The following is a 12,309-nucleotide window of genomic DNA, read 5'->3' on the forward strand; positions in this document are numbered from 1 at the left end:
CGTGCGCCCGGATCGTCCTCGTACTGGGCCGTACTTGGGCGATTCGGGCGCGCGTCCAGGTGGGGGTACCTCCCGGCCGAAGGCTGGGGGCGGATGCCCGGCGTCGTGCGCCCGACAAGATCCGGAAGAGAGGCCCTAGGACGCCCGCAGGCGGTAGCCGCGCGGGGTCGGGGTGAAGCCGACCGCCTCCAGGGCCTGGCCGAGCGGCGAGGTCAGGGCGGCCTCGCCGTTGGCCCGCTCCACCGTCACACTGCCCAGCGCCCCGGCCCGGACGGCCTGCGCCAGGGCCCGCACGGCCGGCTCCAGCACGGCCGCGTCCCCCGCCCAGGACAGCAGGGACTTGCCGCCGCGCTCCACGTACAGCACCAGTTCACCGTCGACCAGGACCACCAGCGCGCCGGCCTTGCGCCCGGGGCGGTGGGCGGTGCCCTTGGCGTCCTCGGCGGCGGGCGGCTCCGGCCAGGGCAGCGCCGCGCCGTACGCGTTGGCCGGGTCGGCCGCCGCCAGCACCAGCGCCTCCGGCTGCTCGGCGCCCCGGCCGTCGGGGGCGCCGGCTGCCCAGCCCTGGGCGCCCGCCCGCTCCAGCCGGCCGTTCACCGAGCGCAGCCGGTCGGCCGCGCCGTCCATCGCGAACTGTGCGCCGCCCAGGCCCTCCACGAAGTACCCGCGGCGGGCCCGGCCGCGCTCCTCGAAGGCGGACAGCACCCGGTACACCCCGGCGAAGCCGCCGGGGACGCGTTCGGCCGCGACTGTCCCCCTGGTCAGCAGGCCGTGCCGGTCCAGCAGGGTCTGCGCCTGGGCGGCCGCGCGGGCCGTCGGCTCTGCCGCGGGCTCCGGCAGCAGCGACCAGCGCCCGGCCACGGTCGGCGGTGCGGGCCGCCGGGCGCCGTAGGCCCGGCCGGCGCCGCCGATCCGGCCGCGCGGCGTCGCCCGGGGCGCCCGGTGGGCCGTCGCTCCGGCCGTCCGTCCGGAGCCCAGCAGGGCCCGCAGCGGGGCCAGCGAGTCGTTGGTGACGTACCCGGCCCAGACGAGGTCCCACAGGGCCTCGGTGAGCGCGCTGTCGGCGGTGTCCGGCAGCCGGTCGGCGAGCTGGCGGTAGAGCAGGCCGTAGCCGCCCGCGAGGGCCGCCAGCAGCTCGGTGTGGACGGGGGTGAGGGCCGGCGCGACGGGCTCGGGGCGCAGCAGGTGGGCGTTCTCCGCGAGGTGGAGGCTGATCCAGCCGTCCTTGCCGGGCAGGGCGCCGGCGCCCGCCCAGCCGATCTCGCCGGCCACCATCAGCTCGTTGAGGTGCTCGGGGGAGTAGTCGGAGAGCCGGGCCGGGAGGATCAGCTTCTCCAGGGCGGACGCGGGCAGGGCGGTGCCCTGGAGCTGCTCGACGACCCGGTACAGGCCGTCCACGCCGCGCAGCCGGTGCCCGGCCAGGTGCTGCCACTGCGGCAGGAAGGCCGCCAGGGTGCGCGGTGGGACGGGCTCGACCTCCTGGCGCAGTGCGGCCAGCGAGCGGCGGCGCAGCCGTCGCAGCACCTCGGCGTCGCACCATTCGACGGTGGCGGTGTGGCCCTCGACGGGCCGGAACTCGCCCTGGACCAGGCGCCCGCCCGCGGTCAGCCGGTGCAGGGTGCCGACGACGACGGCGGTGCCCAGGCCGAACCGGCCGGCGGCCTCGGCCGCGATGAACGGGCCGTGGGTGCGGGCGTAGCGGGCCAGCAGGTCGCCCAGCGGGTCCTTGACCGGCTCGGTGAAGGCCTCCGGGACGCCCACCGGCAGGGGGTGCCGAGGGCGTCCCGCAGCCGTCCGGCGTCCTCGATGGCGGCCCAGCGCTGCTCGCCGCCGATCCGGACCCGGATCGCCCGGCGGGCGGCCTCCAGCTCCAGGGCCCAGAGCGGCTCGGCGCCGCGGGCCGAGAGTTCGGCCTCGGTGAGCGGGCCGAGCAGGCGCAGGGCGTCGGCGACGCCCTCGGCGTCCTTGATCCTGCGCTCGGGGGTGAGCCGCTGGAGTTCGGCCTCCAGCTCGGCGAGGACCTGCGGGTCGAGCAGCTCGCGCAGCTCGGCCTGGCCGAGCAGCTCGGACAGCAGCCGGGAGTCCAGCGAGAGGGCGGCGGCGCGGCGCTCGGCGAGCGGGGAGTCGCCCTCGTAGAGGAACTGGGCGACGTACCCGAACAGCAGCGAGCGGGCGAACGGGGACGGCTCGGCGGTGGTGACCTCGACCAGCCGGACGGCGCGGGACTCCAGATCGCCCATCAGCTCGACCAGACCGGGCACGTCGAAGACGTCCTGGAGGCACTCGCGGACGGCCTCCAGGACGATCGGGAAGGAGCCGTACTCCGAGGCGACCTCCAGCAGCTGGGAGGCGCGCTGGCGCTGCTGCCAGAGCGGGGTGCGGCGGCCGGGGCTGCGCCGGGGCAGCAGCAGGGCGCGGCCGGCGCACTCGCGGAAGCGGGAGGCGAACAGCGCGGAGCCGCCGACCTGGTCGGTGACCAGCTGTTCGATCTCGCCGGAGTCGAAGAGCGCGGCGTCGGCGCCGACCGGGGCCTCGTCGGCGGGCGGCCGGTCGAGGAGGGGAAGTCGAGCAGGTCCGCGTCGGGCAGCCGGAGCACGATGCCGTCGTCGGCGTGCATGACCTGCGGGTCCAGGCCGTGCTTCTCGCGCAGCCGGGCGCCGATGGCGAGCGCCCAGGGGGCGTGCACCTGGGCGCCGAAGGGGAGTGCACGACGATCCGCCAGTCGCCGAGCTCGTCGCGGAAGCGCTCGACCACGATGGTGCGGTCGTCGGGCAGGTGGCCGCAGGCGGTGCGCTGCTCGGCGAGGTAGGCGAGCAGGTTGCCGGCGGCCCAGTCGTCGAGCCCGGCCGCCTTGAGCCGTTCGGTGGCCTGCTCCGGCTCCAGGGCGCCGAGTTCGCGGACGAAGGCGCCGAGGGCCCGGCCGAGCTCGATCGGGCGGCCGAGGGTGTCGCCCTTCCAGAACGGCAGCCGGCCGGGGACGCCCGGCGCCGGGGTGACCAGCACCTTGTCGTGGGTGATCTCCTCGATCCGCCAGGAGGTGGTGCCCAGGGTGAAGACGTCGCCGACCCGGGACTCGTAGACCATCTCCTCGTCCAGCTCTCCGACCCGGCCGCCGACCTTCTTCGGGTCGGTGCCGGCGATGAAGACGCCGAACAGGCCGCGGTCGGGGATGGTGCCGCCGGAGGTGACGGCGAGCCGCTGGGCGCCGGGCCTGCCGGTCACCGTCCCGGCGACGCGGTCCCAGACCAGGCGGGGGCGCAGCTCGGCGAAGGCGTCGGACGGGTACCGCCCGGCGAGCATGTCGAGGACGGCGTCGAACGCGGACTGCGGCAGGGTCGCGAACGGTGCGGCGCGGCGGACGACGGCGAGCAGGTCGTCGACCTGCCAGGTGTCGAGCGCGGTCATGGCGACCAGTTGCTGGGCGAGGACGTCCAGCGGGTTGCGGGGGATCCGCAGCGCCTCGATCCGGCCGGAGCGCATCCGCTCGGTGACCACGGCGGACTGCACCAGGTCGCCGCGGTACTTCGGGAAGAACACGCCGGTGGAGACCGCGCCGACCTGGTGGCCGGCCCGGCCGACGCGCTGCAGGCCGGAGGCGACCGACGGCGGTGACTCGACCTGGACGACCAGCTCGACGGCGCCCATGTCGATGCCCAGCTCCAGGCTGGAGGTGGCGACGACGGCGGGCAGCCGGCCGGCCTTGAGCTCCTCCTCGACCTGGGCGCGCTGCTCCTTGGAGACCGAGCCGTGGTGGGCCCGGGCGAGCAGCGGCGGGGCGCCGCGGGCGGCGCCGGACTCGGCCATCAGCTGCGCGGGGCTGTGCGCCTCGGGCAGCGGGGTGCCGGTGGCGCGCTCGTACGCGATCTCGTTGAGACGGTTGCAGAGGCGCTCGGCGAGCCGGCGGGAGTTGGCGAAGACGATGGTCGAGCGGTGGGCCTGGACGAGGTCGACGATCCGCTCCTCGACGTGCGGCCAGATGGAGGCTCCCCGGCCTGGCGGCCGGGAGGTGCCCCCAGCCGTTCGGGGTCGTCGTCGGTGCCGGCCGGGAGCTCGTCGAGGTCGGCGACCGGGACGACCACCGAGAGGTCGAACTCCTTGGCGGCGGGCGGCTGCACCACGACGGCGCCGCGGCCGGGGCTGAGGAAGCGGGCGACCTCCTCGACCGGGCGGACGGTCGCCGACAGGCCGATCCGCCGGGCCGGGGTGTCCAGCAGCTCGTCCAGGCGCTCCAGGCTGAGGGCGAGGTGGGCGCCGCGCTTGGTGCCGGCGACGGCGTGGACCTCGTCGAGGATCACCGTGTCGATGCCGCGCAGGGCGTCCCTGGCGGACGAGGTGAGCAGCAGGAAGAGCGACTCGGGGGTGGTGATCAGGATGTCCGGCGGGCGGGTGGCGAAGCGTCGGCGCTCGGCGGCGGGGGTGTCGCCGGAGCGGATGCCGACCTCGACCTCCGGTTCGGGCAGGCCGAGCCGGACGGCGGCCTGCCGCAGGCCGGTCAGCGGGGCCCGCAGGTTGCGCTCGACGTCGACCGCGAGGGCCTTGAGCGGCGAGATGTAGAGCACCCGGCAGCGGCGTTTGGCGTCGGCGGGCGGCGGTGCGGCGCTGAGCCGGTCGAGCGCGGAGAGGAACGCGGCCAGCGTCTTGCCGGAGCCGGTGGGTGCCACGACCAGGACGTCGGTCTGTCGCCGGATGGCCGCCCAGGCCTCGGACTGTGCGGCGGTGGGCGCGTCGAAGGCGCCGGTGAACCACGCCTTGGTCGCCGGCGCGAAGCCGTCGAGGGCGTCCGCGGTGCTGTGCTGCGCCATGCCCCCATGGTGCCCGCTGCCACTGACAGCCGGGCGGTGCGCGTGACCTGCGCGGGCCGTCCGTCTGCCGCAGCCCGGCGGGCAGATTCGGACTTAACGCTCATATGGTGATTATTCAGTCACATTCCACCCGGTCTCCGGGGCCGGGCGAGCGGAGGGCGTCATGCAGCGGACGGGCCCGGCCGTCGGCACCGCCCGGCAGCACCGCCGGTGGCTGCAGCTGCTGCTGGCGATGCTGCTGGTTGCCCTGGTGCTCGGCGGCGCCGTTCCGTTCGGCTCCGGCACCGGCCGCGTCTACCTCAGCTACCTCGTCCTCGCCCGCAGCCAGGACGCCCACGGCGCCACGCTCGCGGCCGACCAGGCCCGGGCGGCCGGCGGCCGGGTCGTCCAGGAGTACCCGCAGATCGGCGCCGTGCTCGCGTACGCCACCGGCGGCTTCGCCCAGCGGCTGCGCACCCGGCCCGGCATAGCGGCGGTGGGCGCCACCCGGACGGCCGCCGTGCCCAGCCCGCCCGGGCCACTGAACGGCGCCGACTTCCGCCCCGCCGCGGAGAGCGCGGACGGGCCCGACGACACCTCGCTCTCCGACCCCGCCGAGCAGGCCGACTGGAACCTCGCCATGATCGGCGCCGGCGAGCCGCCGGACCCCGCCGCGCTGGTGCGGACCGCCGCGGCGCCGGAACCCGCCCCCGAGACGGGCACGCCGGCCGTCGGCGACCTGCGCCGGGTCCTGGTCGCCGTACTGGACTCCGGGGTCGACGACACCCACCCCGACCTGCGCGCAGCCGTCGACCCGACCGCCTCGGCCTCCTGCGCGGACGGCCGCCCGGACGCCCGCTACGGCAGCTGGCGGCCCGACGAGGGGGTGACGGAGAGCGGCCACGGCACCCACGTGGCGGGCATCGTCGGCGCCGCCCGCGACGGCCACGGGGTCACCGGCGTCGCCCCCGGCGTACGGATCGCCGCCGTCCGGCTGCTCGGACCGCTCGGCCAGTACTACGCGGAGAACATCGTCTGCGGGATGCTCTGGGCCGCCGACCACGGCGCCAGGGCGATCAACGACAGCTACTTCGCCGATCCCTGGAAGTACAACTGCCCCGAGAACCAGGACCAGGCCGCCCTGGCCCAGGCGGTCGGCCGGGCGGTCGCCTACGCGCAGCGCCGCGGGGCGGTCGTCGTCGCCTCGGCCGGCAACGACAGCCAGGACCTCGACGCCCCCCGGGTCGACCAGCGCAGCCCCAACGACCGGACGTCCGGCCCGGCCCAGGACCGGGTCCTGGGCACCGAGTGCATCCGGCTGCCGGGCGAGCTGCCCGGGGTGGTCAGCGTCAGCGCGGTCGACCGCAGCGGCCTGCCGGCCGGGTACACCAACTACGGCGGCAACGTCACGCTCGCCGCGCCCGGCGGGGACCCGGACAGCGGGGTGGAGGGCGCCGTCGTCTCGGACTGGCCCGGCGGCCGCTACGCCGCGCTGGCCGGCACCTCGATGGCGGCCGCGCACGTCACCGGTGCGGTCGCGCTGGTCGCCGCCGAGCACCCCGACTGGGGGCCGGAGAGGATCACCGACCACCTCACCGAGGCGGCCGCCGCGAACTGCCCGCTCGGCCCGGACGGCTGCACCGACCGCCGGTACTACGGCGCCGGCGTGCTCTCCGTGCCGTGACCGCCCGCCCGCGGACACGGCCCGGCACGCCCTCGCGGGATACTGGTGCGCATGAGGCTGACCGAGTTCTGGCGACGGATGTACGAGCATTTCGGCGAGGCGTACGCGGAGTCCTTCGCGCAGGACCACGTGATGAGCGGGCTCGGCGGGCGCACGGTCCGTCAGGCGCTCGACGGCGGCTGGGAGGCGAAGGACGTCTGGCGGGTGGTCTGCCAGGACCAGGGTGTGGCCGCGCGGCTGCGCTGACCGGCTGACCGACCGGCGGGCGGGCGGCACCGGCGCGGGCCGGGCGGGTCCCGGTGTTCGATGGGTGAGACTGGGCGAGTGGACAGCTACCCGGACACCAGCACCGCAGGGCCGAGGACCGAGGGCCCGCCGACCGCCGACCCGACGCCCGCGGAGCCGCCCGCCGGCCCCGGCCGGCACCACCTCTGGGGTGAGCCGATGCCGCGCTGGGTGCCGCGCGCGATGCTGCTCGCCCTGCTGCTGGTGGGGCTGTTCCAGCTCGCCGACTGGGCCTTCCACCAGCTGATCGACCTGTTCGTGATGCTGCTGGTGGCGTTCTTCCTGTCGCTGGCGATGGAGCCGGCGGTGGACCGGATGGCGGCCCGCGGGGTGCGCCGCGGAGTCGGCACCTTCCTGGTCTTCATCGGCGTCGCGGTCGCCGTGGTCGGCTTCCTCGCGGCGCTCGGCACCCTGCTGGTCGACCAGGTCGGCCGGATCGCCGCCGAGCTCCCGCACCTGCTGGAGAACCTGATCAACTGGGTCAACCGCTCGTTCCACCAGGACCTCTCGCTCAACGAGCTCCAGCAGAAGGTGCTGAAGGACTCCGGCACCGTCGAGAAGTACGCCCAGCAGGCCGCCGGCAACGTCTGGGGCCTGTCCAGCACGGTGATCGGCGGTCTCTTCCAGGCCTTCACGGTCGGGCTCTTCACCTTCTACTTCACCGCCGACGGCCCCCGGGTGCGGCGGACGGTCTGCTCGCTGCTGCCGCCCGCCAAGCAGGCCGAGGTGCTGCGGGCCTGGGAGATCGCGCTGGCCAAGACCGGCGGCTACCTCTACTCGCGGGCGCTGCTGGCGCTCGCCTCGGCCCTCGCGCACTGGGTGATGTTCCAGGTCGTCGGGCTGCCGTACGCGGCAGCGCTGGCGGTCTGGGTCGGCGTGATGTCGCAGTTCGTCCCGACCATCGGCACCTACCTCGCGGGGGCGCTGCCGGTGCTGGTGGCGCTGACCGTGCGACCGGTGGACGGGGTCTGGGTGCTCGGCTTCGTGATCGTCTACCAGCAGATCGAGAACTACCTGCTGCACCCGAGGATCACCGCCCGCACGGTGGACGTGCACCCCGCGGTGGCGTTCGGATCGGTGATCGCCGGGGCGGCGCTGCTCGGCGCGGTGGGCGCGCTGATCGCCATCCCGGCGGCCGCGACCCTGCAGGGCTTCGTCGGGACGTACGTCCGCCGCTACGAGGTGGCCACCGATCCGCGGATCGACCGTGGCGAGGCGCGCAGGGGTCGCAGGGAGCGCAGAAGACAGGCCGCGCTCCGTCTCCGGCGCATGGTCGGTGGCGGATCTCCCGACGAACCCGCAGGTCAGGGCCGTGTGGACGAGCCGGCCTAGGGCTGTTCGGCCGACGCGTGCCAGAATCGAACGAATGTTCCTTATACTCGGCGGCGTCGAGTTTTCCACAGGCCGCGCCCGATCCGGGTCGATTGTCGGTGGGACGCGCTAGCGTCGAGAACGATGAAGCGCACAGCACAGAACCCGAGGGTGGAAGCCATGGCAGGTACGGACCGCGAGAAGGCCCTTGAGACCGCACTCGCCCAGATCGAGCGGCAGTTCGGCAAGGGCTCGGTGATGCGCCTCGGTGAGAAGGCCAACGAGCCGATCGACGTGATCCCCACCGGGTCCACCGCCCTCGACGTCGCCCTGGGCGTCGGCGGCATCCCGCGCGGCCGCGTCGTGGAGATCTACGGCCCGGAGTCCTCCGGCAAGACCACGCTGACCCTGCACCTGGCGGCCAACGCCCAGCGTCTCGGCGGCACCGTGGCCTTCGTCGACGCCGAGCACGCCCTCGACCCCGAGTACGCCAAGAAGCTCGGCGTGGACACCGACGCCCTGCTGGTCAGCCAGCCGGACACCGGTGAGCAGGCCCTGGAGATCACCGACATGCTGATCCGCTCCGGCGCGATCGACCTGGTGATCATCGACTCCGTCGCGGCGCTCGTCCCGCGCGCCGAGATCGAGGGCGAGATGGGCGACTCGCACGTCGGCCTCCAGGCCCGCCTGATGAGCCAGGCGCTGCGCAAGATCGCCGGTGCGCTCAACCAGTCCGGCACGACCGCGGTGTTCATCAACCAGCTCCGCGAGAAGATCGGCGTGATGTTCGGCTCCCCGGAGACCACCACCGGTGGCCGTGCGCTGAAGTTCTACGCCTCCGTCCGCCTGGACATCCGCCGGATCGAGACGCTGAAGGACGGCACCGAGGCGGTCGGTAACCGCACCCGCGTCAAGGTGGTCAAGAACAAGGTCGCCGCGCCGTTCAAGCAGGCCGAGTTCGACATCCTCTACGGCGTCGGCATCAGCCGCGAGGGCGGCCTGATCGACATGGGCGTCGAGCACGGCTTCATCCGCAAGTCCGGCGCCTGGTACACCTACGAGGGCGACCAGCTGGGCCAGGGCAAGGAGAACGCGCGGAACTTCCTGCGGGACAACCCCCAGCTCGCCGACGAGATCGAGAAGAAGATCAAGACCAAGCTCGGCATCGGCCCCAAGCAGGAGGGCGACGCCGCGGCTCCCGCGGCCCCCGCCGCCGAGGCCCCGGTGGCGCCCGCCAAGACGGCCGCCGCCAAGAAGACGGCAGCAGCCGCCAAGGCCTGAGTCCGCCATGCACGATCCCGCCCGCCCGTCGGGCCCGGCCGTCGCGGCAGCCGGGTCCGACGACAGCGGCCCTCCCGACTGGTTCGCCGCCGCCGCGCTGCCCGAGGACAGGCCACGCGACGACGCGTCGACCGAGGGCGCGGCCGGTGCCCCGGCGCTGACCGACGTCCCCGGGCTGCGCACCGCCGCCGAGCTCGCCGGTGGCCGGCGCCGCCGGCGCACGGCCCTCGCGCCCGAGGCCGACCCGCACACCGGGTCGGCCGCCGACCCGTCCGCCGGCCCGGCCGGTGACGGGCCGGCACCCGCCCGCCCGGCCGGGCGCCGCCGCGGCCGCCGCCCGGCCGACGGCGACGGGCCGCCCGAGGCGTCCACCGCGACGGCCCGTTCCGGCCGCGGCGCCCGGGCAGCCCAGGACACCGACCCGGAGAGCCGGGCCCGTGACATCTGCCTGCGCCTGCTCACCGGCACCCCGCGCACCCGGCGGCAGCTCGCCGACGCCCTGCGCAAACGGGAGATCCCCGACGACGTCGCCACCGGGGTGCTCGACCGCTTCGAAGAGGTCGGCCTGATCGACGACGGCGCCTTCGCCGAGGCCTGGGTCGACGCCCGGCACGCCCAGCGCGGCCTCGCCCGCCGCGCGCTCGGCCGCGAGCTGCGCAACCGCGGGGTCTCCGGCGAACTCGTCGAGGCCGCCCTCACCCGGGTCGACCCGGAGGACGAGGCCGCCTCCGCCCGCGTCCTGGTGGACCGGCGGCTGCCGGCCACCCGCGGGCTGGAGCCGCAGGTGCGGATCCGCCGCCTGGTCGCGATGCTCGCCCGGCGCGGCTACGCCGAGGGCCTGGCCTTCCGCGTCGTCCGCGAGGCAATGGGCGAGGAGGACACCCTGGGGGAGGAGGGTGAAGGCTTTGGCGAGGACTGGTGACAGATCATCAGTCATCGGCATCAACTCTCGATCGCATCTTGACCGTTTCGTAACCTGCGCCTAGCCTCACAAGAAGTGAGGGATCACTCCGATCGCGCCACGGGCAGTCGTGTGCATGATCGGTCGGAGTCGTTCCGTACGGCGTACCACCCTCGCCCCCGGCAGCTCCCTCACCGCCGCATCAGGACAGCGCGCAGGGACGGGGAGTGGGCCGATGAGGATCGCAATGGGCACCGGATCGGTGGCCTCCCTGATGCTCACGGGCGTGCTCGGCCTCGTCCTGGCACTCACCTGGCTGATGATCCGTCGGCTCCAGGCCGCCCAGCGGCGCGCCGTCGGCGAGGCCGAGCGGGCCCGCACCTGGGCCGAGACCCAGGCCGCCCGGCTGCGCACCGAACTCGACCGCCGCGAGGAGCGCCTCACCGAGGAGCTGCGCCGGCTGCGCGCCCAGGAGGACGAGCTCGACCGCCGCGCCGCCGAGCTCGAAGGGAGCCGGGCCGCCCTCGACGAGCTGGAGTCGGAGCGGCGACGGGCCCTGGAGCGGGCCGCCGGGCTGACCGAGGCCCGCGCCCGGGACGAGCTCACCCGTGCCGTCGAGGCGGAGGCGCGCCGCGAGGCCGCCGTCACCGTCCGGGAGATCGAGCGCAGGGCGAAGTCCGAGGGCGACCAGCGGGCCCGGGAGATCATCGCCGGTTCGATCCAGCGGATGGCCGCCGAGCACACCGCGGAGACCGTCGTGACGTCGTTCCGGCTGCCCAGCGAGGACATGAAGGGCCGGGTGATCGGCCGCGAGGGCCGCAACATCCGTGCCTTCGAGGCGGTCACCGGGGTGAACCTGATCGTCGACGACACCCCCGAGCTGGTGCAGCTGTCGTGCTTCGACCCGGTCCGCCGCGAGGCGGCCCGGCTCACCCTCGACGCCCTGACCGCCGACGGCCGGATCAACCCGCTGCGGATCGAGGAAGTCCACGAGCGGAGCCGGGCCGAGGTCGAGCGGCTCTGCGTCCGGGCCGGTGAGGACGCCCTGCTGGCCGTGCAGATCGACACCATGGAGCCGGAACTCCTGCGGACCCTCGGCACCCTGCGCTACCGCACCTCCTACGGGCAGAACGTGCTGGCGCACCTCGTCGAGTCGGCCCACATCGCCGGCATGATGGCCGCCGAGCTGGGGGTCGACCCCGAGCTCGTCCGGCGCTCGGCGCTGCTGCACGACATCGGCAAGGCGCTCAGCCACGACCTGCCGGGCAGTCACGCCGCGATCGGCGCCGAATTCGCGCGGCGGCACGGCGAGTCCTCCGAGGTGGTGCACGCCATCGAGGCGCACCACGGCGAGATCGAGCCGAAGACGGTGGAGGCCGTCCTCACCCAGGCCGCGGACGCCTGCTCCGGCGGCCGCCCCGGGGCGCGCCGGGAGTCGCTGGAGATGTACGTGCGGCGGCTGGAGCGGCTGGAGGAGATCGCCCGGGCGCACGACGGCGTCTCCAAGGTGTTCGCGATGCAGGCGGGCCGCGAGGTCCGGGTGATGGTCCAGCCCGAGCTGGTCGACGACCTGCGGGCGCAGACCATCGCCCGGGACGTCGCCCGCCAGGTCCGCGAGGAGCTCACCTACCCGGGGCAGATACGGATCACCGTCGTCCGGGAGAGCCGGGCCACCGAGTTCGCCCGCTGACGGCCGCCGCCGCCGACGACCGGCCGCCGACGACGACCGGCCGCCGTCGGTGTCCGGGAGCCCCGGCGCCCACCTCGGCGGCCGGGCCGCACTGCTACCGACGGGCCTCTACCGACGGGCCTCGTCGTGGCGCGGCCCCGCGCCCCGCTCTCCCACCGGTCCGTCCGCCGTCCCCGGTCCGTCCGCAGGCCCGGCCGCCGACCCGGCCGCCGGTCCGGCCCCCGACCCGGCCGCCGGTCCGGTCCGGTCCCCGGCGGCCGGGGTGAGCTCGGCCGGGCCGCCCCGGGCGCTGTCGGCGAGCGCCCGGAGGTCCTCGGCCGCGCAGCCCTGGGTGGCGCCGACCAGGTGGCCGTCGGGGCGGATCAGCAGCACGGTG

The 12,309-nt window shown here is 75.3% G+C and carries 6 protein-coding genes and 1 pseudogene; 6 read left to right on the forward strand and 1 reads right to left on the reverse strand.

Translation table 11 applies throughout. From position 1 onward, the window contains the following. Positions 1-135: 135 nt before the first annotated feature. Positions 136-4,802 (reverse strand): annotated as a pseudogene (locus ABEB13_RS27190) (ATP-dependent helicase). 163 nt (positions 4,803-4,965) lie between these two features. Here ABEB13_RS27190 and ABEB13_RS27195 point away from each other — a divergent pair. From ABEB13_RS27195 to rny, 6 genes are all read left to right on the forward strand, one after another. Beyond that, positions 4,966-6,465, forward strand: a complete 1,500-nt coding sequence (locus ABEB13_RS27195) for a S8 family peptidase (protein ID WP_345707550.1) — start codon at positions 4,966-4,968, stop codon at positions 6,463-6,465. Between the two features lie 51 nt (positions 6,466-6,516). Then, positions 6,517-6,711, forward strand: a complete 195-nt coding sequence (locus ABEB13_RS27200; protein WP_100888334.1) for a DUF3046 domain-containing protein — start codon at positions 6,517-6,519, stop codon at positions 6,709-6,711. Positions 6,712-6,771: 60 nt separating this feature from the next. Further along, entirely contained in the window at positions 6,772-8,082 is a 1,311-nt protein-coding gene (locus tag ABEB13_RS27205; protein WP_425559916.1) for an AI-2E family transporter, read from the forward strand. 159 nt (positions 8,083-8,241) lie between these two features. Further along, positions 8,242-9,342, forward strand: coding sequence for a recombinase RecA (recA, locus tag ABEB13_RS27210; protein ID WP_345707551.1), 1,101 nt, complete (start codon positions 8,242-8,244; stop codon positions 9,340-9,342). Between the two features lie 7 nt (positions 9,343-9,349). Further along, positions 9,350-10,264 carry a regulatory protein RecX gene (locus tag ABEB13_RS27215; protein WP_345707552.1) on the forward strand — a complete coding sequence of 305 codons (915 nt, stop codon included), beginning with the start codon at positions 9,350-9,352 and terminating at the stop codon, positions 10,262-10,264. 214 nt (positions 10,265-10,478) lie between these two features. Further along, entirely contained in the window at positions 10,479-11,933 is a 1,455-nt protein-coding gene (gene rny / locus ABEB13_RS27220) for a ribonuclease Y (protein WP_345707553.1), read from the forward strand. The last annotated feature ends 376 nt before the right edge of the window (positions 11,934-12,309 follow it).

The organism is Kitasatospora paranensis (assembly GCF_039544005.1).
GTDB lineage: Bacteria > Actinomycetota > Actinomycetes > Streptomycetales > Streptomycetaceae > Kitasatospora > Kitasatospora paranensis.